The following is a 21,775-nucleotide window of genomic DNA, read 5'->3' as shown; positions in this document are numbered from 1 at the left end:
CCATGCGCCCGGGGAACCGTCTCATCGCCATCTGTGCCGCCGTCGGACTGGGTCTGGCGAGCGTCAGTACGTGGGCGGGTGAAGTCCGACAGGTCCTGCTGAACACCGGCGCTACCGGCACCCGTGCCGAGATCTCGCTGGTCGGCAGTGGCGGCTACAAGACCCTGTCGCTGGCCGGCCCGAACCGCCTGGTGGTCGATTTCCCCGACTCCAGCGCCATACGCAACCTGAAGATGCCGGCCGCGCAGGGCGTGGTCACGGCGGTGCGTACCGGACAGCCGGTCCCGGGCACGTTCCGCGTCGTTTTCGACCTCGCCGAATCGGTGGCGCCGTTCCGCCCGCAGATGCAGCGCGAGGGCAATGAATCCAAGCTGGTGATCGAATGGCCGGGCGATGGCCCGGCCTTGGCCAGCAGCCGCCCGGCGGCGACGCCAGCCGTGCAGCCGCAGGCGCCCGCGGCGGGAGCTGCACCTGTACCGACTCCGGCCGAGAGCGCGCAGTCGCGCACCGATGCCGCGCGTGCCACGGCCCTGCTGACCGCACAGGTACAGCAGCAGGCCAGCGCCACTGCCGCCGCACCGGCCACGCCGACCCCGGCACCGACCACCGCGCCGGCCCAGGTTGCTGCGGCCGGTGTCACCGCCAGCAGCACGCCGTCGTCCTCGCCGGCCGCGATCCTCGCCGGCCAGCGCACCGCAGCGGTGGTGACCACGCCGCCGGCCACCGTGCCTACACCGGCACCGACGCCGGTGGAACCGCCGCGTCCTGTCATGCCCAGCGATGCGTCGCGTATCCGCATGCAGGCCGGCATGCGCCACCTGGTGGTGGCGATCGATCCCGGACACGGCGGCCAGGACCCGGGTGCGATCGGCCCGACCGGCAAGCGCGAGAAGGATGTCACTCTGGCAGTGGCGCGCGAGCTGGCCCGCCAGGTCAACGCCACGCCAGGCCTGAAGGCCTACCTGACGCGCGACAGCGACGTGTTCATTCCGCTGCCGATGCGTGCGCAGAAGGCGCGTGCGAACAAGGCGGACATCTTCATCTCGATCCATGCCGACGCGGCCGAAAACCGCTCGGCCACGGGCTCATCGGTCTACGTGCTGTCGACCAAGGGCGCCTCTTCGCAGCGCGCCCGCTGGCTGGCGGACAAGGAAAACGCGGCCGACCTGGTCGGTGGCGTGCGCCTGCAGCAGACCGAAGGCACCCTGGCCAACGTGCTGCTGGACCTGGCGCAGAGCGGCTACATGAAGGCGTCCGAAGACGCGGCCGGCCACGTGCTGGGCGGCCTGAAGCGGATCGGCAACAACCACAAGCCGAACATCGAGCGCGCCAACTTCGCGGTGCTGCGCACCTCGGACATGCCGGCGATGCTGGTGGAAACCGCGTTCATCTCCAATCCGGATGAAGAACGCCGCCTGATGGACCCGGCGTACCAGCGCAAGATCGCTGGCGCCGTGCTGGACGGCGTGCACACCTTCTTCAGCCGCCAGCCGCCGCCGGGGACGTTGTATGCGGCCCGCGCCCAGGCCGAGATCGACGCGGCCGGCACCATGGCCGGCGGCAGCAAGTAAGCCGCCGAAGGCGGGTTGCTGCTTTCCGTAGAGTCGAGCCGCGCTCGACTGGGCCTTGTCGGTAGCCCGCAGTCGAGCATGGCTCGACTCTATCCTCGCCAGCTCCGCTATCATCGACCCATGAAGTCTGCTGCCCATCACCTCCCATGAGCGCGCCCGGTCCGCGCCCGATCCGGCCGTTGCCGGAGATCCTCATCAACCAGATCGCCGCTGGCGAAGTGGTCGAACGGCCCGCGTCGGTGGTCAAGGAACTGGTCGAGAACGCGATCGATGCCGGCGCCAGCCGCGTCGACATCGATCTGGAAGAGGGCGGTGTGCGCCTGATCCGCATCCGTGACAATGGCAGCGGCATCGCACCGGAGCAGCTGCCGCTGGCGGTATCGCGCCACGCCACCAGCAAGATCGCCGACCTGGACGATCTGGAATCGGTGGCAACGCTGGGGTTCCGCGGTGAAGCGCTGCCTTCGATCGCCTCGGTCAGCCGCTTCACCCTGGCCTCGCGCCGCGCGCATGACGAGCACGGTTCGGCGTTGCAGATCGAAGGCGGCAAGATCGGCGAGGTGACCCCGCGCGCGCACGCGCCGGGCACCACGGTGGAAGTGCGCGAGCTGTTCTACAACGTGCCGGCGCGGCGCAAGTTCCTGCGCGCCGAGCGCACCGAACTGGGCCATATCGAAGAGTGGCTGCGTTCGCTGGCGCTGGCACGGCCGGATGTCGAGCTGCGCGTGTCGCACAACGGCAAGGCCTCGCGTCGTTACAAGCCGGGCGATCTGTATTCCGATACACGCCTTGCCGAAACGCTGGGCGAGGATTTCGCCAACCAGGCCGTGCGCGTGGACCACAGCGGTGCCGGACTGCGCCTGCATGGCTGGATCGCGCAGCCGCATTATTCGCGCGCGAGCGCCGACCAGCAGTACCTGTACGTCAACGGTCGCTCGGTGCGTGACCGCAGCGTCGCCCACGCAGTGAAGATGGCCTACGGCGATGTGCTGTACCACGGCCGCCAGCCGGCCTATGTGCTGTTCCTGGAGCTGGATCCGACCCGCGTCGACGTCAACGTGCACCCTGCCAAGCACGAAGTGCGCTTCCGTGATTCGCGGCTGGTCCATGATTTCGTCTACCGCACGCTGAAGGATGCGCTGGCCGATACCCGCGCCGGCATGTCGGCGCAGGAGATCGGTGCCGGTGCTGCGCAGCCGGTGGATGCCACGGCCATGCCGATGGCATCGAGCGCAGGCGCGTCGGGATTCGGGCTGGTGCGTGGGCCCGCGCCGGGTGCCGGCTCGGGAGGTGGTGGTGGCGGATTCTCCGGATGGCGCCCGCAGCAGCCGCTGGGCCTGCAGGTGGCCGATGCACCGGCTGCCTATGCCGCGCTGTATGCCGCACCGGCCGGCGCCGAGCGCGGTGCTGCGCTGCCGCCGATGCCGACCGAGAACGGACTGCCGGTCACCAGTGCCGACGCAGGCGTGCCGCCGCTGGGCTATGCGATCGCGCAGCTGCATGGCATCTACATCCTGGCCGAGAACGCCGAAGGCCTGATCGTGGTCGACATGCATGCGGCCCACGAACGCATCGGCTACGAGCGCCTGAAGAACGCGCACGATGGCATCGGCCTGCAGTCGCAGCCGTTGCTGGTGCCGATCACGCTGGCAGTGGGCGAGCGCGAGGCCGACACCGCCGAGAGCGAAGCTGAAACCCTGGCGGCGCTCGGCTTCGAGGTGACCCGTGCCGGCCCCGGTTCGCTGCACGTGCGCAGTATTCCGGCATTGTTGGCGCATGCCGAACCGGAAGGGCTGCTGCGCGACGTGCTGACCGACCTGCGCGAGCATGGCCAGAGCCGCCGCGTGGCCAGTGCACGCGACGAACTGCTGTCGACCATGGCCTGCCACGGCGCGGTGCGTGCCAACCGGCGCTTGACCCTGCCGGAAATGAACGCGCTGCTGCGCGACATGGAAATCACCGAACGGTCCGGCCAGTGCAACCACGGCCGACCGACCTGGGCCCGTTTTTCGCTGGCGGAGATCGACCGCTGGTTCCTGCGCGGACGTTGAGGGGAGCATCGATGCGTTATCGGGGAATGGCGGGCCTGCTGGCCGCCGTGGTGTTGGCCGCCTGCAGCCCGGCAACACCGCCGGTGCCGACGGCCGCTGAAGATCCGGCCTACGCGGCCGCGCAGCAACAATGGCGTGTAGCGCGCTACCAGGACCTGACCCGGCCCGATGGCTGGACGGCGCTGGTGGGCCTGCACTGGCTGCAGAACAAATCGCATTTCGTTGGCAGCGGCGCTACCAACGGCATCCGCCTGACGGTTGGCCCGGACAAGCTGGGCCTGCTGCGTCGCGAAGGGACGCAGTGGTGGTTCACGCCTGAAGCCGGTGTCGATGTCAGTCATGATGGCCTGCCGGTGCGCGGCCGCATCCGAGTTGACACCGACAAGGACGCGCAACCGACGCTGGTGGCCTTCGATGGCGGCAAGGGCCAGCTCAGCATCATCCGCCGGGGGGCGCGGGACGCGCTGCGGGTCAAGCATGCCGATGCGCCTGCGCGGCGTGACTTTGCCGGCCTGCAGTACTGGCCGGGCGGCGTGGACTGGCAGGTGCAGGCGCGCTTCATCGCGCACCCGCCGGGCAAGACCCTGCCGATCGTCGACATCACCGGCCTGACCACCGAGATGCCCAATGCCGGCGCGGTCGAGTTCGAACGCGATGGTCGCAGCTGGCGGCTGGAAGCGATCGGTGCGCCCGGGCAGCCGCTGTTCCTGATCTTCGCCGACCGCACCAGCGGCCGCGGCAGCTATCCGGCCGGGCGCTACCTGGATACCGATGCGCCCGCCGCAGACGGCACCGTGCGCATCGATTTCAACCATGCCTACAACCCGCCGTGCGCGTTCACCGCCTACGCCACCTGTCCGCTGGCGCCACCGGAAAACCGGCTGGATCTGCGCGTGGAAGCGGGCGAGAAGGCGTACCACCTGCCTGAAGGAGAAGGCTGACCATGCCGATCAAACACCTGTTCCGTGCCGCGCTGCTGATGGCGGCGTGCGCGATGGCACCCTTGGCCACTGCCCGCGATGCGCCGGGCACCACGGCTGCGGCCGCGACCGCCGCGGCGGCCAAGCCGCCCGTACCGCTGTTGTGGAAAGTCACCGGCCCGGGCGATGCACGCGTCTACCTGCTGGGGTCGTTCCACCTGCTGAAGCCGCAGGACTACCCGCTGTCGCCCGATGTTGAGCAGGCGTTCGAGGCCTCGCAGCGGGTGGTGTTCGAGCTGTCGCCGGAAGACATGCAGTCGCCGCAGCTGGCCAGCCGCATGGTGCAGGCCGCGACCCGCACCGATGGCAGCGAGCTGAAGCGTGATCTGGATGCGCCGACCTGGCAGAAGCTGCAGGCCTTTGCTGCCCAGAACCAGCTGCCGCTGGCGCAGATGCAGGGCATGAAGGCCTGGTTTGTCGGCCTGAGCATTTCGGTCGGGCAGATGCAGAAACTTGGCCTGGACCCGGCGCTGGGCCTGGACCGCCACTTCATGGAGCGTGCGCAGAAGACCGGCCGCAAGACGGCGGGCCTGGAGGACATCGATACCCAGATCGGCATGCTTGACGGGATGACGGTGCAGGAGCAGCGGCAGATGCTGGCCGAAGCGCTGGACCAGGCCGGCAAGGCCGATGAGCAGGCGCGGCTGCTGCATGATGCATGGCGTCGCGGCGACGAGCGCCTGCTGTGGACCAAGATGGCGGCGGAGATGCGCCAGCAGTATCCGCAGCTGTACCAGCGCATCAACACCGGGCGCAACGATGCCTGGGTGCCGAAGCTGCAGCCGTACCTGCAGGCCGGGCAGGGCGGTACGCTGGTGGTGGTCGGCACGCTGCACCTGCTGGGCAGTGATGGCGTGGTCGAGAAGCTGAAGGCCAAGGGCTACAAGGTCGAGCGCGTGTGCACGGGGTGCAAGGCGAAACGCTGACGCATCGTTGGCGCGATGCCAAACAGAACGGCGCGCCAGGGGCGCGCCGTTTTCGTATCAGCCGTAGCTGCCGTTCAGCGGCGGGTCTTGCCGCCGGTGCCGGTGCCCGGTTCGCCGGGCTTGTTACCGGTGCCGGTTCCCGTTCCGGTACCGCCGGGGCGCGGGCCACCGAAACCGCTGCCCATGCTGCGCTGGAATTCCTGCCACAACTCCAGGTTGCGCTCGGTCAGCTGGTTCATCATCGCCCACGGGGTCTGGCCCAGCAGGTTGCCCATCTGCTGGCGGAACTGCTGCTGCTGGTCGAGGAAGACCTGCATGCTGCGCTCCAGATAGTTGCCCATGAAGCCCTGCAGGGAATCGCCGTAGAAGCGGATCAGCTGGCTCAGCAGCTGGGTGGACAGCATCGGCTCGCCGTCCTGTTCCTGGTCGGCGATGATCTGCAGCAGGACCGATCGAGTGAGGTCGTCGCCGCTCTTGGCGTCGCGGACTTCGAAGTCTTCACCATCCAGGATCAGCTGGCGCACGTCCTCGATGGTGATGTAGCTGGAGATCTCGGTGTCGTAGAGACGGCGGTTCGGATACTTCTTGATGATGCGGGTCGCAGCCATGAAGCGGTACTCGTCACAGTAGACGCGCAGCATGGCGCAGTGCAGCAGCGGTTGCAACCGCCCCAGCCCCCGCCAGGCTTGGCTTTCAGGGGCGATCATGTTGCGCAACAAGGGTTTGCGTGCTGCGCAGCATGACCATCGGCAGGGGCCGCCGGTGCATGCCGCGGCGCCCCCTGCGCGGCTCACCAGCCCATGTGGTGTCCGCCGTTGATGTCCAGGTTGCTGCCGGTGATCCACGAGGCTTCCTCGGCCACCAGGAAGGACACGCCATAGGCGATTTCTTCCGGCTTGCCGAGGCGTCCGGTCGGGATGTCGGCGATGATCTTGGCGCGCACGTCCTCCGGAACCGCCATCACCATGTCGGTGGCGACGTAGCCGGGCGAAATGGTGTTGACAGTGATGCCGAAGCCGGCGTTCTCGCGGGCCAGCGAGATGGTGAAGCCGTGCATGCCGGCCTTGGCCGCAGCGTAGTTGGCCTGGCCGTACTGGCCCTTCAGGCCGTTGATCGAGCTGATCTGGATGACCCGGCCCCAGCCGCGGCGGCGCATGCCCTCGATGACCGGCCGGGTGACGTTGAACACCGAGTTGAGATTGGTGTTGATCACATCGTGCCACTGGTCCGCGCGCATGCGGTGGAAGGTGGTGTCACGGGTGATGCCGGCGTTGTTGACCAGGATCTCGACCGGGCCCAGCTCGGCCTCGACGGCGCGCACGAGTGCTTCGGCGCTGTCCGGATCGGAGACATCGCCCGGGAAGATCGCCACGTGGTAGCCGCGCTCGGTCATCGCCTGCTGCCAGGCGCGGGCCTTGGCCTCGTCGCGGTAGTTGGTGGCGACCCGGTGGCCCTGGTCGGCCAGGCGTTGGCAGATGGCGGTACCGATGCCGCCGGTTCCGCCGGTGACCAGTGCGACGCGAGATGTCATGGAGTGCTGTCCGGGTATCAGGTGGGGGAAGGGGGATTCTGCAACATCGGCGCGGAAAGTGCGCCGGCCGGCAACAGGATGTCGGTCCGCGGCAGCCGCGCCGGGTCGAACGCCCGTTGCGCAGCCTCCAGCAGCGCATCCCGCTCATCGGCGCCGTCCAGTGCGGCAGGCGCCTGGCCCAGCAGCTGCCAGAGCGCGCGCAATACCGGCACCGGCCGCGTGCTGTCCACCGGCAGCGACGCCAGCGACTTGGACAGTTTGTGCCCCGGTGCATCGAGCAGCAGCGGCAGGTGCCAGTAGCGTGGCACGGCCAGGCCCAGCGCCTGCTGCAGCAGGATCTGCCGCGCGGTGGAATCGAGCAGGTCGGCGCCGCGCACCACTTCGGTCACGCCCTGTTCGGCGTCATCGACCACCACGGCCAACTGGTAGGCCCAGCAGCCATCTGCACGGCGCAGCACGAAGTCGCCAACCTCGGCATGCACGTCCTGGTGCTGCGGCCCGCGCAGGCCATCATTGAAGTGCACGATGCTGCCGCGTGGCACGCGGAAGCGGACGGCAGGGTCCGGTCGTGGCTGTCGCGCAACGCAGCGGTGGTGGATGCCGCCGCTGGCGGCCAGTTCGCTGCGGCTGCAGTGGCAGACAAAGGCCAGATCGCTGGCCAGCAGCACGTCGAGCGCGGCCTGGTAGGCCTCCCCGCGCGCGCTCTGCCACAGGACCGGGCCGTCATGGGTGAGGCCGAAGGCGGCCAGCGCCTGCAGTTGTGCCTCCGCGGCGCCAGGCACCGTGCGCGGCGGATCGACGTCTTCAATGCGCAGCCGCCACAGGCCGCCGTGATGGCGGGCGAGCAGCCAGCTGCCGAAGGCGGCAAGCAGGGATCCGGGGTGGAGCAGGCCGGTCGGCGAGGGCGCGAAGCGGCCGCAGGAAATGGGGGAGGTCATGCTGGCTGAATCGTCGGTCAGGTTGGCGCTTGAATTCAAGCTGACCACACCGCAAATTGACTGGTATCGACCCCTTCCGAGCCGGATTTTCCCATGTTTACCCGCATTGCCCTGTTCCTGGCGACCAACTTCGCGGTCCTGATCCTCGCCAGCATCGTGATGTCGTTGCTGGGGGTCAATCCGAGCCAGATGAGTGGCCTGCTGGTCATGGCCGCGATCTTCGGCTTCGGTGGCTCCTTCATCTCGCTGCTGCTGTCCAAGTGGATGGCCAAGCGCTCCACCGGTGCGGTGGTGATCACCGAGCCGCGCAACCAGACCGAGCGCTGGCTGCTGGCCACCGTCGAGCGGCAGGCCAAGGCGGCCGGCATCGGCATGCCCGAAGTGGCGGTCTATGACGGCCCGGAGATCAATGCCTTCGCCACCGGTGCCAACCGCAACAACGCGCTGGTGGCGGTGTCCACCGGCCTGCTGCACAACATGAGTGAAGACGAGGCCGAAGCGGTGCTGGGCCACGAGATCGCCCACGTCGCCAACGGTGACATGATCACCATGGCACTGCTGCAGGGCGTGTTGAACACCTTCGTGATCGTGCTGGCCCGCGTGGTCGGCGGCATCATCGACAGCGCGCTGTCGGGCAACCGCGAAGGCGGCGGCCGCGGCTTCGCCTACTACATCATCGTGTTCGTGCTGGAGATGGTGTTCGGCCTGTTCGCCACGATGATCTCGATGTGGTTCTCGCGCCATCGCGAGTTCCGTGCCGATGCGGGTGGTGCCTCGCTGGCGGGCCGCCAGAAGATGATCGCCGCGCTGGAGCGCCTGCAGCTCAACCACGGCCAGAGCACGCTGCCGACCCAGATTGCCGCCTTCGGCATTTCCGGTTCGACGGCCAAGAAGCTGTTCATGAGCCACCCGCCGCTGGAAGAGCGCATCGCCGCGCTGCGGGCGTCGACGGCGGCGTAAGCCACCGCTCCACGGTAGTGCAGGAACGCCTGGCTTCGCGCCGGGCGTTTTTGTTTGCGCGATGCATTGCTGATGCCGGATCGTGCCCGGCGGATCGTTTCCGCGCCTGCGGGGAGGTGTCACTTTCTTTGCACGAGCAAAGAAAGTGACACCCCTCCGCGGTCGCGGAAACGACTCTCCGTGCGCACAAACGAAAACGGCACCCTCGCAGGTGCCGTCTCCATGAACCGCATTACGCGAAACCTCAGAACTTCGCGTCGAACTCCGCCGCATAACCGGTGTTGACCAGCACCTTCTGCAGCGACTCGGCCACCTTCAGGTTGCCGGCCACGATCTGGTGGGTCTCCGGGCCACGGTTGTCCATGCGGCCCAGGGTCGCGCCCTTGAAGTCGCAGACCTTGCCACCCGCCTCGCGGACCAGCAGCAGGCCGGCGGCGATGTCCCACGCCTTCACGCCGGCTTCGAAGTAGGCGTCGGCGCGGCCGCAGGCCACGTAGGCCAGGTCCAGTGCGGCCGAGCCGGTGCGGCGGATGTCCTCGCCGTGCACCAGCAGGGCGTCAACCGCCTTCAGCTGGGCGCTGGCACGGCTGCGCTCGCGCGGTGCGAAGCCGGTGTGGATCATCGTGCCTTCCAGGTCCTTGCGATCGGCCACGCGGATGCGGCGGTCGTTCAGCACGGCGCCAGCGCCACGGCTTGCGGTGAACAGTTCATTGCGCAGCGGGTCGAAGATGACCGCATCGGTCGGTTCGCCATTCTCGACCAGAGCGATCGACACGCAGTAGTGCGGCACGCCGCGCAGGTAATTGCTGGTGCCGTCCAGCGGGTCGATGACCCACATCTGGCGGCGCTCGCCCTGCACGCCACCTTCTTCGCCGAAGATGCCGTAGTCCGGGTAAGCGCGCTTGAGTTCCTTGACGATGACCTTTTCCGCGTCCGCATCCACTTCGCTGGCGTAGTCCATCCGGCCCTTCTGCACCACGTTCAGTGCCTCGAGCTTGTTGATGTTGCGCAACAGGACGTTGCCGGCGAGGCGGGCGGCCTTGACCATGACGGTGACGGCGGGTTTCTGCATGGCGTGGGCTCCCGGAAAGGCAGAAGAGATGGACTGGCGGGGGAAAAGAGCGGGTCCGGCGCAGTGGCCGGCCGCACAGTTTACCATTGGTCATCGTCCAGCTCGACCTTTTCCCTGTTCATGTCCCAGTTTCCCGCCGCCACCCGCCTCCGATTCGTCCTGGTCGGTACCCAGCACCCCGGCAACATGGGCGCTGCCGCCCGTGCCCTGAAGACCATGGGCCTGGCCCGCCTGGTGCTGGTCGCCCCCGAAAAACCGCTGGACGAGGAGGCTTTCCGCCGCTCGGCCGGTGCCGAAGACGTGCTGGGGGACGCCCCGGTGGTGGCCACCCTGGCCGAGGCCGTGGCCGATTGCCGACTGGTGCTGGGCTGCACCGCCCGTGCCCGCCGCGTCCAGCTGGAGGAGTACCTGCCGGCCGATGCCGCCGCCCGTGCGGTGGCCAAGGCGGGCGAGGGCGCCGAGGTGGCGCTGGTGTTCGGTCGCGAGCGCACCGGGCTGACCAACGAGGAACTGCAGCTCTGCCATGCGGCGGTGCATATTCCATCCGACCCGGCGTTCAGCTCGCTCAACCTGGCAGCTGCGGTACAGGTGCTGGCCTATGAAACGCGCATGCAGCTGCTGGGCGCGCAGCCGGCCGCCGACGCCGAGCCGGGTTTCCGCGAACAGGCCGCCAGCCATGAGCAGATGGAGAGCTTCTTCGCCCAGCTCGGCGACACCTTGGACGAGATCGATTTCCACAAGGGCCGCGCACCGGAATCAGCGATGCGCAAGCTGCGCCGCCTGTTCCTGCGCAGCGAGCCGAGCGAGCAGGAAGTGCGCCTGTTGCGCGGCATCCTGGCCGACACCCAGCGCATGGCGCGACTGGCACAAGCGGGCAACAAGGACAGCTGACGACGTTCTCATTTTTTCGGGTAGTCTGTCCGGATACCCAGGGGGGGATGAAGCCTGTGTCGGGTCTGCGAAGGGCAGTGCAGAGGGGACTGCTGAGCCTGGTCATGATCCTGCTGGCCGGGACGGTGCATGCAGCACCGGACCCGGTGCTGGTGCTGGGCCGGATCAGCGATGATCCCAAGGCCCATTACGAGCAGCTGCAGCCGTTGCTGGACTATGTGGTGGCACGCATGCATGACGTCGGCATCAAGGAGGGGCGGATCCTGATGGCGCGCGACCCGCAGCAGATGGCCAGCTATCTGCGGCGGGGGCGGGTCGACTGGGTCACGGAAACGTCGGGTACGGCAGTGGCACTCGGCCAGCGCAGTGGCGCGCGGCCGTTGTTGCTGACCGAGCGCAATGGTGTGCGTGAGTACCAGACCGTGTTCTTCGTGCGCCGCGACAGTCCGGTCCAGCGCATCCAGGATATGCGTGGGCATCGCCTGGCGTTGCAGAACACGGCGTCCACCAGTGCCTACCTGGTGCCGGTGATGACGCTGCTGCAGGAGGGGCTGGCGCCGCAGATCCTGGCCGGCGTATGGGACATGCCGGGCCGGGACAGTGTGGGGTATGTGTTCGCGCGCAGCGAGTTGAACATCGCTACGTTCGTGCACAAGGGCGTGGTTGACGTGGGGGCGGTGAGCAGCGTGGACTGGAACGACGAGCGACGGATGCCGGCGGCATTCCGGCGCGACTTCCGCGAGCTGCTGCGCACCAGGCCCTACCCGCGGGCGGTGGAGATGGTGCGCGCCGACCTCGACCCGCGGGTGCGTGACCGGCTGCAGGACGTCCTGCTGCAGGCGGCCAGTGACCCGCAGGCGCAGGGGGCGTTGCATCGGTTTTTCGGTACTTCCGGTTTCCACCGCGTCGATGCGCATGCGCAGCAGCGGCTGGATGAATTGAAACAAGGATTGACGCGCGTGCGGATGGAAGTGGAATGAAGTGGCTCGGCTCGGGAATGCAGGCCCGGTTCCTGCTCGCGATGGGCGGGGCGATGGTCGTGGTGGTGGCGATCCTGGCAGTGTTGCTGGGGCGGCAGGCGGCGATGCAGGGCGAGGTGCGCAACCTCAGTGGTGGCGTCATCCATGAACTGTTCGACCGCAGCGTGCGCAGCCGCGGCGAAGCGATGGCGCGCGAGCTGTCCGACGCGCTGGCCAACCCGTTGTACTACCGCGACCTGGACCAGGTCGGTGCGCTGGTGCGCAGCACCGCACGGCAGCCGGTCGTGCGCTATGTGCTGGTGTTCGACGACCGTGGCCGGCTGGTGCATGACGGCTCGATCGAGGTGTCCGGCTTCGGCCAGCCGATGGCCGACCCGCTCGCTCCCAAGGCCGCGGTGGCGCAGGCGCTGGTGGTGCAGGAATCGCCCAAGGTGCTCGACAACACCATGCCGATCATGGTCGGCAACCAGCGCATCGGCGGCGTCCGCGTCGGCATGGCGCTGGACGAGGTGCAGCAGCGCGAACAGGCAGCCAATGCCACGCTCGGCGAGCGCCTGCAGCAGGTCGGCAGCCGCCACCTGGGCTGGCTGCTGCTGATGCTGGGCCTGCTGGTGGTGATCGGCGTGGCGGTGATCCTGTACGTGCAGCGCACCCTGGTGGCGCCGATCCGGGACCTGGCCGCTGCGGCACGCCGCATCGAGGCTGGCGACTACCAGGCGCCGCTGGCCGAGAACACCCGCAATGACGAGGTCGGCGAGCTGGTGCGCGGCTTTGCCCGGATGCGCGATTCCATCGCCCGCCATGACCGCGAGGTGCGGCGCATGGCCTATACCGATGCGCTGACCGGGTTGACCAACCGGCTGGCGTTCCGGGAAGCACTGGACCATCGCCTGATGGCGGCGCGCGCATCCAATCATCGGCTGGGCCTGCTGTTCGCCGATATCGACGACTTCAAGCGCGTCAACGATACCCTTGGCCATGAGGCCGGTGACGAAGCGCTGTTGCAGTTCGCACAGCGCATCGGGCGCGCGGTTGCCGAAGCGGGAGGCGATGAGGCGCTGCTGGCCCGCTTCGGCGGCGACGAGTTCGTGATCCTGGTCGGCGATGGCGACGTGGCCGCGAACGCCCGGCTGCTGGCCGAGGTGCTGGTGCGCGAACTGGGCAAGCCGCTGGTGGTACAGGGCAGGGAGCTGTTCCTGGGGACCTCGATCGGCGTGACCCTGTTCCCGGACGATGCCGCCGATGCGACCACGCTGCTGAAGAACGGCGACATCGCCATGTACCAGGCGAAGATGGCCGGCAAGAACTGCTACCGCCATTACAGCCGGGCGATGGACCATGCGGTCGAGCGCCGCGTGCACATGGAGCAGGAACTGCGCGGGGCCTGGGAGCGCGGCGAGCTGCGCCTGGCCTACCAGCCGATCTTCCGCATGCGCGACCGCCGCATGGTCGGCGTCGAAGTGCTGCTGCGCTGGCAGCATCCGACCCTGGGTACGATTCCGCCGTCGGTGTTCATCGAAGTGGCCGAGCAGAGCGGGCTGATCGAGATCATCGGCCCGAAGGTGCTGCGTGCGGCCTGCATGGAAGCCTCGCAGTGGCCACGGGGTGCCGGCGGCGACGATCTGTTCGTGTCGGTGAACGTATCACCGCGGCAGCTGCGCGGCGGCGAGCTGCCGGCGCTGGTTGCACAGTGCCTGCATGAGTCCGGGCTACCGGCCTCGCGCCTGCACCTGGAGCTGACCGAAACCGCAGTGATCGGCGACGAGATGGTTGCCGCGCAGCTGCTGGACAAGCTGCACCGCACCGGCGTGAAGGTCTGGCTGGATGATTTCGGAACGGGCTTCTCCGGTCTCAGCCACCTGCGCCAGGTGCCGGTGGACGGCGTGAAGATCGACAAGAGTTTCGTGGCCGACATGCAGCGCGATCCCGACGATCTGGCACTGACCACGGCCATCATCGCCATGGCCCACGCGCTGGGCATCACGGTGGTGGCCGAAGGCATCGAGCAGCAGGCGCAGTTCGAACTGCTGGTGCAGCGCGGCTGCGATCTTGGCCAGGGCTACTGGCTGAGCCACCCGGTGACCGCCACCGAAGTGGTGCGGATGATCGAATCGGGCCTCTGACCGACGGTTGTTGTGTCGGGGTCAGATCCCTTTTCCGCAGGAAAAGGGATCTGACCCCCTGCGGAATTACACCGGGCGCTTGCTCGGGTCGCCGGGCAGTTCGCGCACCAGCTTGGGAATCAGGTAGCCGGACAGGCGTGCGGTCAGGCCGGCAATCAGCGCCTTGGCCTGGCTGTCGTCCACTTCGAAGTGGGCCACGCCCTCGACCCGGTCCAGCTGGTGCAGGTAATAGGGCAGCACGCCGGCGGCGAAGCTGCGCTCGCTCAGGTCCTGCAGGGCCTGCACGCTGTCGTTGACCCCGCGCAGCAGGACGGCCTGGTTCAGCAGCTGGGCGCCGACGCCGCGCAGGCGGCTCATCGCAGCGTCCACGCTGGCGTCGAACTCATTGGCATGGTTGGCGTGGACCACGATCGCCAGCGGCCACGGCAGGCTGCCCAGCCAGGCCAGCAGCTCCTCGTCCACGCGCTCCGGCAGCACGATCGGCAGCCGGGTGTGGATGCGCAGGCGGCGGATGTGCGGGAGCGCGCGCAGCGCATCGGTCAGCTCGGCCAGCTTGTGCGTGGCCAGTGACAGCGGGTCGCCGCCGGACAGGATGACCTCGTCGATGTCCGGGTCGGCCGCGATGGCCGCCACGGCCTCCTGCCAGCCGCCCTTGGCGGCGTTTTCCGCGGCATAGTCGAAGTGGCGGCGGAAGCAGTAGCGGCAGTTGATCGCGCAACTGCCGGTGGCGACCAGCAGGGCGCGTCCACGGTACTTCTGGATGACGCCGGTGGCCTTCCTGGCGGCACCATCACCCACCGCATCGAAACTGAACCCGGGTGCCGGGCGCATTTCCTCGTCGACGGGCAGCACCTGGCGCAGCAGCGGGTCGGCCGCGTCGCCCACGCGCATGCGCGCCACGAAGCCCTCCGGCACGCGCAGCGCGAACTGGGCAATGGCCGCCTCCGAGACACCCAGCGCGGCCGGGTCCAGCTGCAGCCGGGCCAGCAGGGCGTGCGGGTCGCGCAGCGCCTGGCGCCAGAGCTGCTGCCAGCGCGCGGGCGCGCCTGGCGACTGGGGCCGGGGGACGGCGGAAAGCTGCATGGAGAGGGGGCCTGCGGTTATCATGGGGGCAGAAAAACAGTCGCCCACCGGCACCCGGTGGGCTTTCCATTCTAACGGCTCGCCGCACCCGCGGCGTTTTTGCCACTCAGGAGTTTACGCATGGCCAGCTACGGCATGAACGACGTCAAGAACGGGATGAAGATCCTGGTCAACAACCAACCGGCCGTCATCATCGACACCGAATACGTCAAGCCGGGCAAGGGCCAGGCCTTCACCCGCGTGAAGTACCGCCTGATCAAGGACGGCCGTACCCAGGAAGTGACCATGAAGTCGACCGACTCGCTGGATGCAGCCGACGTCGTCGATACCGACATGAACTTCATGTACAGCGACGGTGAGTACTGGCACTTCATGGACCCGGAATCCTTCGAGCAGGTCCAGGCCACCAAGGCCGGCATGGGCGGCGCCGAAAAGTGGCTGAAGGGCGAAGAGTCCTGCGTGGTCACCCTGTGGAACGGTGAGCCGATCTTCGTGCAGCCGCCGAACTTCGTCGAACTGAAGATCACCGAAACCGATCCGGGCGTCCGTGGCGACACCTCGGGCGGCGGCGGCAAGCCGGCCACCCTGGAAACCGGCGCCGTGGTCCGCGTGCCGCTGTTCGTCAACCAGGACGAAGTGATCCGCGTCGACACCCGTTCGGGCGAATACTCCGCACGCGTCAAGTAAGGTTCCGGCCATAGGCCGACCTTGCGGTAGTGCCGGCCGCTGGCCGGGTACGCGCCAGCACATTCGCGCTGGCGCTCCCATGATCTGCTTCGGCAGATCATGGGCCCCGCTTCACGGGTCTCCAGACCCCGCCGCTTCGCGGCAGCCCCTTACTCAGGGGCGTGTCCCCAGAAGTATCTCGCCGCCCCCACAGCCAGTGAGCCCGCATGAGCGATAGCCCGCACCTCCCCGAAGCCTGCGACCTGCTCATAGAAGCCGGTTACGTCGTTCCGATCGAGCCGCATGCGGTGGTGCTGGAAGACCATGCCGTTGCCGTGCGTGGCAGCGAGATCGTGGCCATCCTGCCGCGTGCCGAGGCGCGCGCACGCTTCCGCGCCACCCAGGTGGTGAGCCGACCCGAGGCTGCGCTGATGCCGGGCCTGGTCAACGCGCACACGCACAACCCGATGACCCTGCTGCGCGGCGTTGCCGACGACCTGCCGCTGATGACCTGGCTGCAGCAGCACATCTGGCCGGTGGAAGCGGCGGTGATCGGCCCCGAATTCGTTGCCGACGGTACCACCCTGGCCATCGCCGAGATGCTGCGCGGCGGCACCACCTGCGCCAACGAGAACTACTTCTTCGGCGACGTGCAGGCCGCGGTCTACAAGAAACACGGTTTCCGCGCGCTGGTGGGCGCGGTCATCATCGATTTCCCCACCGCCTGGGCCAAGACCGACGACGAGTACTTCGCCAAGGCCGGTGAACTGCACGACCAGTGGCGCACCGATCCGCTGATCGGCACCGCGTTCGCGCCGCATGCGCCTTACACGGTCAATGATGCCAACTTCGAGCGGGTACGGATGCTGTCCGACCAGCTCGACATGCAGGTGCACCTGCACACCCACGAGACCGCGCAGGAAATCAACGATTCGATCAGGCTGCACGGCCAGCGCCCGCTGGCGCGGCTGGATCGGCTCGGCCTGGTCAACGACCGCCTGATCGCGGTGCACATGACCCAGCTGACCGATGCGGAAATCCACCTGTGCGCCGAACGTGGCGTCAGCGTGGTGCATTGCCCGGAATCCAACCTGAAGCTGGCCTCCGGTTTCTGCCCGGCCTGCGCCCTGCAGCGCGCAGGCGTGAACCTGGCGATCGGTACCGATGGCTGCGCCAGCAACAACGACCTGGACATGTTCAGCGAGAACCGCACCGCGGCGATCCTGGCCAAGGCCGTGGCCGACGACGCCACTGCACTGGACGCGGCAACCACGCTGCGCGCGTCCACGCTGGGTGGCGCACGCGCGCTGGGCTTCGGCGACCGCATCGGCTCGATCGAAGTCGGCAAGCAGGCCGACCTGGTCTGCGTTGATCTGTCCGCGCTGGAAACACAGCCGCTGCACAACGTGCTGTCGCAGCTGGTGTACGCCACCGGCCGCCAGCAGGTCAGCGATGTCTGGATCGCCGGCAAGCCGAAGCTGGTGCAGCGCGAGCTGGTCGGCATGGACCTGCCGGGCATCATCGCCAACGCGCGCCAGTGGCGCGAGCGCATCCGCCATATCCGCGCCTGAACCCTGGCGCCGCAAGGACATCCCCCATGACTGCCCCCCACGCTTCCTCAAATTTCGATCAGGCCGAGCTGGACAAGTTCGCTGCGCTGGCCAACCGCTGGTGGGACGCTGACGGCCCGCAGAAGCCGCTGCATGCGCTGAATCCGGTGCGCCTGCAGTACGTGGCTGACCGCGTGCCGCTGCGCGGCGCCCGCGTGCTCGACATCGGCTGCGGTGGCGGCCTGTTGAGCGAAGCGCTGGCCCAGGCCGGTGCTGACGTCACCGCCATCGACCTGGCCCCGGAGCTGGTCAAGGTCGCGCGCCTGCATGCGCTGGAAAGCGGCGCCCAGGTCGATTACCGGGTGCAGGCGGCCGAGGATCTGGCCGCCGAGCAGCCAGCCAGCTTCGACGTGGTCACCTGCATGGAAATGCTGGAGCACGTGCCGGACCCGGGCGCGATCATCGAGGCCTGCAAGCGCCTGCTGAAGCCGGGCGGCCACCTGTTCCTGTCGACCATCAACCGCACCGCCGCCGCGTTCGCGGTGGCGATCGTCGGCGCCGAGTACGTGGCGCGCCTGCTGCCCAAGGGCACGCACCACTACCAGGAATTCATCAAGCCGGCCGAGCTGGCGCGCTGGCTGCGCGAGGCCGACCTGCAGCTGGTGGATGTCAGCGGCATGGCCTACGAGCCGTGGCGCAACCATGCCCGCCTGAGCAGCCGCACCGACATCAACTACCTGGCCTACGCGGTCAAGCCGGCATGACCGCCGCCCGCTTCCCGCGTGCGGTGCTGTTCGACCTGGACGGCACCCTGCTGGACAGCGCGCCGGACTTCATCGCCACCTGCAACGCGATGCTGGCCGAGCGTGGTCGTGCGCCGATCGATCCGGCGGTGCTGCGCCCGGTGGTATCCAAGGGCTCGCGCGCGATGGTCGGGGCCGCTTTCCCGGACCTGGATGCCGCTGCGCGAGATGCACTGATTCCGGAATTCCTGCAGCGCTACGAAGCGCTGATCGGCCAACACGCGGTGCTGTTCGATGGCGTGGCCGGCATGCTTGCCGCGCTGGATGACGCCGGCACCGTATGGGGCATCGTCACCAACAAGCCCGAGTACCTGGCGCGGCTGATCCTGCCGCAGCACGGCTGGCAGCAGCGCTGCGCAGTGCTGGTCGGCGGTGACAGCCTGGCCGAGCGCAAACCTCACCCGCTGCCGCTGCTGCACGCTGCGCAGGCCATTGGCGTTGCCGCCGAAGACTGCGTGTACGTGGGTGACGACGAGCGCGACATCATCGCCGCGCGGGCCGCGGCCATGCCGTCGGTGGCAGCCCTGTGGGGCTACCGCCTGCACAGCGACGATCCGCTGGCCTGGCAGGCCGACGTGCTGGTCGAGAACGCTGAACTTCTGCAACTGGCCAGTCTCTGGCCGACCCGGCCGGCAGCCCCGGCCCAGCCGTAAGGAATGGTGTAGTGAGCAGTACCGCGCTGGACAGTTTCCTCGACAAGTGGCGCAGCCGTTGGCCGGAATGGTCGGTGGCCGCCCCGTTCGTGGCCGAATCGCAACGCGAGCTTGCAGTGGCGTGGTTCGCGCTGCTGCAGGAGTTCGACGACATGCTCAACACCAGCGGCGATCCGCTGCCGGCCGACGCCAAGCTGGCGTGGTGGGGCGAGGAGCTGCGCAGCTGGTCGGGACATCGCTCGCGCCATCCGCTGGGCAGGCTGCTGGAGCCGGTGCGTGCACCGTGGGCCCAGTTGGCCGAAGCACTTCCGGATCTGGTTGAAGCGCGCACGGTCGCGCTGGATGCGGCCGGCGCCGAGCGCGCGCTGGCGAACTACGCCGAGGCCGTAGCCGCGGTGGAGGCGGCCTTGTTCGCTGACAAGCCGCGCACCGGCGCCGGTCGTGCGGTGCAGCTGCAGACCCTGGCGCAGCGCCTGCAGGACGCTGGCGTGGCCGGTGTGCCGCGCAGCCTGCTGGACGAGGACGCCAGCAATGCCGCACAGCGCTGGGCGCAGCATCTGTTGAAGGGGTGGGGCACCCGCGTGCCCGGCCCGCGCCCGCGCCGTGTGTGGTCCAGCCTGGCGCGTGCGCGGGTGGCGGCACAGGCCGCAGGCAAGCCGATCGAGGCCACCCCGGTGCGCACCCTGCTGCGCGTGTGGTGGGCCGCGCGCGGTTGATCCAACGTACCTGGTAGTGCCGGCCGCTGGCCGGCATCCAGCAGGGCGCGGAAGAGGATGAGGTTGCCGGCCAGCGGCCGGCACTACCGTTACTTGCGCTCCAGCACCAGCAGCGGGTCGATACGGGTCTCGAACCAGTTCATGCCCCAGTGCAGGTGCGGGCCGGTGGCACGGCCGGTGGCGCCGACCGCAGCGATCACCTGGCCCTGTTCAACCCGGTCGCCGACCTTTACGTCGATGCGCGAGAGGTGCAGGAAGTTGGAGCTGACCCCGAAGCCGTGGTCGAGCAGCAACGTGCCGCCGGTCAGGTACAGGTCCGGGCCGGCGAAGGTGACGATGCCGGCGGCCGGTGCTTTCACCGGCGTGCCGGTCGGCACCGCGATGTCCATGCCGGAATGACCGGCACCGGGCTGGCCGTTGTACACGCGGGCATTGCCGAAGCGGCCGCTGATGCGGCCCTGCACCGGCCAGATGAAGGTCTGGGTGAAGTCGGTGCGGTCGTCATCGCGGGCGCGTGCGGCGGTCACCTGCGCCTGTTCGCGCTTGATCCGCTCGGCAATCGCCGGCGGCGGGTTGACCGTCTTCGGCGGCACGCCATTGACCCGCTCTGTGGGCCAGTCGCGCGGCGTCACCGCAATGGTCGCGGTCTCGCTGCCACCATCGGGGCGCTGCACCTGCACGCGCAGCGGGCCCTTCTCGTCACGGCCGATGCCGAACACCACGCTGCCGTAGCCGCTCACCCGCAGCTGGCGACCGGCGTACTGCACGCGGCTGCCGGCGGGAACCTTGCCGATCACCAGTGCGCCCTGCGACGCACTGGTCGGGAACACCACGCGGCTGTCGATCAGGCTGCCAATGCCATCCTGCGCCTGCGCCGCGGGTACGGAAAACAGGGGCGCGGCCAGCAGCGCCCCGATCAGAAGTGCCGAGCGCATCAGCGGTCGTAGGTCATGCGCTGGCCGGCGGGTTCGCCCACCAGGTTGCTGCCGTCCCACACCAGCTGGCCGTTGACCCAGGTGGAGGCGACGCGCGAACGGAAGGTGGTGCCCTCAAACGGCGACCAGCCGCACTTGGACAGCACGTCCTCGCGCTTGACCGTGAACGGCACGTCTTCGACCAGGACCAGATCGGCGAAGTAGCCTTCGCGCAGGAAACCACGTTTTTCCACGTCGAACAGCTGCGCCGGGGCGTGGGCGAACTTCTGCACCACCTGCTCGCGGGTCAGCTTGCCTTCGTGCACGCGCTCCAGCGCGGCCACCAGCGCGTACTGCACCAGTGGCAGGCCGGAGGGGGCCTGCGCGTAGGGCTTCTGCTTCTCTTCCCAGGTGTGCGGCGCGTGGTCGGTAGCCAGCACGTCCAGCACGTCGTCGGCCAGCGCAGCGGTGATCGCCTCGCGGTCGGACACTTCCTTGATGGCCGGGTTGCACTTGATCAGGTTGCCCTTGGTCGCATAGTCCGGGCGCGCGAAGTGCAGGAAGTGCACGCAGGTTTCAGCGGTGATCTGCTTGCGGCTGCCATCGGCGCGGATCAGCGGGCCCTTCTCGAACAGCGCCAGTTCATCGGCGGTGGAGATGTGCAGCACGTGCAGGCGGGTGCCGTGTTTGCGCGCCAGCGACATCGCCAGGCGGGTCGACTTGATGCAGGCTTCGCGCGAGCGGATGTCCGGGTGCATGTCCGGGGTCAGCGCATCGCCGTACTTTTCCTGGAAGGCCTTCAGGTTGGCATCGATCATCGGCGTGTCTTCGCAGTGCGTGATGATCGGGGTCGGGCATTCGCGGAAGATCGCGTCCAGCGTTTCGGGGTTGTCGACCAGCATGTTGCCGGTCGAAGCACCCATGAACACCTTCACGCCCGGCGCCTTCTTCGGGTCCAGCGCACGGATGGCGTCCAGGTTGTCATTGCTGGCGCCGTGGTAGAAGCCGTAGTTGGCCCAGGCGCGGCCGCGCGCGAGCTCGTACTTGGCTTCCAGGATGGTCGAATCCAGCGTCGGCGGGTTGGTGTTGGGCATGTCCATGAAGCTGGTCAGGCCACCGGCCACGGCCGCCGCCGATTCGCTGGCGATGTCGCCCTTGTGGGTCAGGCCCGGTTCGCGGAAGTGCACCTGGTCATCGATCATGCCCGGGAGCAGCCAGCGCCCGGCCGCGTCCACCACCTGCTCGCCGTCGCGCGGCGCCAGCCCGTTGCCGATCTGCGCGATGCGGCCGTTCTCGATGCGCAGGTCGCCGTCGAAGGTGCGGCCTTCGTTGACCATGCGGGCATTGGTGATGAGGGTGGAGGACAT

General features: G+C 68.3%; 20 protein-coding genes. 13 read left to right on the top strand and 7 right to left on the bottom strand.

From position 1 onward, the window contains the following. The first annotated feature begins 2 nt into the window (after positions 1 to 2). The 4 genes from VG561_RS10195 (at position 3) to VG561_RS10180 (ending at position 5,528) form a co-directional block, all read left to right on the top strand. The gene (locus tag VG561_RS10195) at positions 3 to 1,571 is read left to right on the top strand and encodes an N-acetylmuramoyl-L-alanine amidase (protein WP_241887702.1); all 1,569 of its coding nucleotides are present in this window, start codon (positions 3 to 5) and stop codon (positions 1,569 to 1,571) included. A 146-nt stretch (positions 1,572 to 1,717) separates the two neighbouring features. Next, a complete protein-coding gene (gene mutL, locus VG561_RS10190) occupies positions 1,718 to 3,622 on the top strand; it encodes a DNA mismatch repair endonuclease MutL (protein ID WP_049442405.1) in 1,905 nt (634 codons plus the stop codon). A gap of 11 nt (positions 3,623 to 3,633) precedes the next feature. Further along, positions 3,634 to 4,563, top strand: coding sequence for a DUF1684 domain-containing protein (locus tag VG561_RS10185; RefSeq protein WP_262093560.1), 930 nt, complete (start codon positions 3,634 to 3,636; stop codon positions 4,561 to 4,563). Between the two features lie 2 nt (positions 4,564 to 4,565). Beyond that, entirely contained in the window at positions 4,566 to 5,528 is a 963-nt protein-coding gene (locus VG561_RS10180; RefSeq protein ID WP_049405938.1) for a TraB/GumN family protein, read from the top strand. Between the two features lie 74 nt (positions 5,529 to 5,602). Here VG561_RS10180 and phaR read toward each other — a convergent pair whose 3' ends face one another. From phaR to gluQRS, 3 genes are all read right to left on the bottom strand, one after another. Next, positions 5,603 to 6,136, bottom strand: coding sequence for a polyhydroxyalkanoate synthesis repressor PhaR (gene phaR / locus VG561_RS10175; protein ID WP_041864232.1), 534 nt, complete (start codon positions 6,134 to 6,136; stop codon positions 5,603 to 5,605). Positions 6,137 to 6,318: 182 nt separating this feature from the next. Next, positions 6,319 to 7,059, bottom strand: a complete 741-nt coding sequence (locus tag VG561_RS10170; protein ID WP_014647808.1) for a beta-ketoacyl-ACP reductase — start codon at positions 7,057 to 7,059, stop codon at positions 6,319 to 6,321. A 17-nt stretch (positions 7,060 to 7,076) separates the two neighbouring features. After that, positions 7,077 to 7,997 (bottom strand): tRNA glutamyl-Q(34) synthetase GluQRS, encoded by a 921-nt coding sequence (gene gluQRS / locus VG561_RS10165; RefSeq protein WP_111205989.1) that lies wholly within the window; start codon positions 7,995 to 7,997, stop codon positions 7,077 to 7,079. A 93-nt stretch (positions 7,998 to 8,090) separates the two neighbouring features. Here gluQRS and htpX point away from each other — a divergent pair, with 93 nt between their 5' ends. Then, positions 8,091 to 8,957 (top strand): protease HtpX, encoded by an 867-nt coding sequence (gene htpX, locus VG561_RS10160; RefSeq protein WP_014647806.1) that lies wholly within the window; start codon positions 8,091 to 8,093, stop codon positions 8,955 to 8,957. Between the two features lie 244 nt (positions 8,958 to 9,201). On the opposite strand, the gene VG561_RS10155 is transcribed toward htpX, so the two are convergent. Then, positions 9,202 to 10,029, bottom strand: a complete 828-nt coding sequence (locus tag VG561_RS10155) for an inositol monophosphatase family protein (RefSeq protein ID WP_005417749.1) — start codon at positions 10,027 to 10,029, stop codon at positions 9,202 to 9,204. Between the two features lie 120 nt (positions 10,030 to 10,149). Between VG561_RS10155 and VG561_RS10150 the strand changes: the two genes are divergently transcribed. From VG561_RS10150 to VG561_RS10140, 3 genes are all read left to right on the top strand, one after another. Beyond that, entirely contained in the window at positions 10,150 to 10,920 is a 771-nt protein-coding gene (locus VG561_RS10150; protein WP_032956141.1) for an RNA methyltransferase, read from the top strand. A gap of 104 nt (positions 10,921 to 11,024) precedes the next feature. Then, positions 11,025 to 11,900 (top strand): phosphate/phosphite/phosphonate ABC transporter substrate-binding protein, encoded by an 876-nt coding sequence (locus VG561_RS10145; protein ID WP_227864238.1) that lies wholly within the window; start codon positions 11,025 to 11,027, stop codon positions 11,898 to 11,900. Then, positions 11,897 to 14,023, top strand: a complete 2,127-nt coding sequence (locus VG561_RS10140) for a putative bifunctional diguanylate cyclase/phosphodiesterase (RefSeq protein ID WP_014647803.1) — start codon at positions 11,897 to 11,899, stop codon at positions 14,021 to 14,023. Before VG561_RS10145 ends, VG561_RS10140 begins: the two co-directional genes overlap by 4 nt. Positions 14,024 to 14,089: 66 nt before the next feature. Here VG561_RS10140 and epmB read toward each other — a convergent pair whose 3' ends face one another. Next, positions 14,090 to 15,130, bottom strand: coding sequence for an EF-P beta-lysylation protein EpmB (gene epmB, locus VG561_RS10135; RefSeq protein ID WP_262093561.1), 1,041 nt, complete (start codon positions 15,128 to 15,130; stop codon positions 14,090 to 14,092). 96 nt (positions 15,131 to 15,226) lie between these two features. On the opposite strand from epmB, the gene efp reads away from it, so the two are divergent. The 5 genes from efp (at position 15,227) to VG561_RS10110 (ending at position 19,494) form a co-directional block, all read left to right on the top strand. After that, positions 15,227 to 15,793, top strand: a complete 567-nt coding sequence (gene efp / locus VG561_RS10130) for an elongation factor P (RefSeq protein WP_005410381.1) — start codon at positions 15,227 to 15,229, stop codon at positions 15,791 to 15,793. Positions 15,794 to 15,999: 206 nt separating this feature from the next. Continuing rightward, on the top strand, positions 16,000 to 17,343 hold the full coding sequence (locus VG561_RS10125) for a TRZ/ATZ family hydrolase (protein WP_014647801.1): 1,344 nt from the start codon (positions 16,000 to 16,002) through the stop codon (positions 17,341 to 17,343). 26 nt (positions 17,344 to 17,369) lie between these two features. Next, positions 17,370 to 18,086 (top strand): bifunctional 2-polyprenyl-6-hydroxyphenol methylase/3-demethylubiquinol 3-O-methyltransferase UbiG, encoded by a 717-nt coding sequence (gene ubiG, locus VG561_RS10120; protein WP_032956138.1) that lies wholly within the window; start codon positions 17,370 to 17,372, stop codon positions 18,084 to 18,086. Beyond that, a complete protein-coding gene (locus tag VG561_RS10115) occupies positions 18,083 to 18,778 on the top strand; it encodes a phosphoglycolate phosphatase (RefSeq protein ID WP_049442409.1) in 696 nt (231 codons plus the stop codon). Before ubiG ends, VG561_RS10115 begins: the two co-directional genes overlap by 4 nt. An 11-nt stretch (positions 18,779 to 18,789) precedes the next feature. Continuing rightward, positions 18,790 to 19,494 carry a squalene/phytoene synthase family protein gene (locus VG561_RS10110; protein WP_049442410.1) on the top strand — a complete coding sequence of 235 codons (705 nt, stop codon included), beginning with the start codon at positions 18,790 to 18,792 and terminating at the stop codon, positions 19,492 to 19,494. Positions 19,495 to 19,583: 89 nt separating this feature from the next. Here VG561_RS10110 and VG561_RS10105 read toward each other — a convergent pair whose 3' ends face one another. Then, positions 19,584 to 20,429: a M23 family metallopeptidase gene (locus VG561_RS10105; RefSeq protein ID WP_049442411.1), complete on the bottom strand. Its 846-nt coding sequence runs from the start codon at positions 20,427 to 20,429 to the stop codon at positions 19,584 to 19,586. After that, the gene (locus VG561_RS10100) at positions 20,429 to 21,775 is read right to left on the bottom strand and encodes a dihydroorotase (protein WP_262093563.1); all 1,347 of its coding nucleotides are present in this window, start codon (positions 21,773 to 21,775) and stop codon (positions 20,429 to 20,431) included. The genes VG561_RS10105 and VG561_RS10100 overlap by 1 nt, the downstream gene beginning before the upstream one ends.

It is taken from the genome of Stenotrophomonas sp. CASM110 (genome assembly GCF_049384345.1).
GTDB classification, from domain to species: Bacteria; Pseudomonadota; Gammaproteobacteria; order Xanthomonadales; family Xanthomonadaceae; genus Stenotrophomonas; species Stenotrophomonas muris.
The sequence above is the reverse complement of the archived record's forward strand: the minus strand, read 5'-3'. Positions and strand labels throughout refer to the sequence as shown.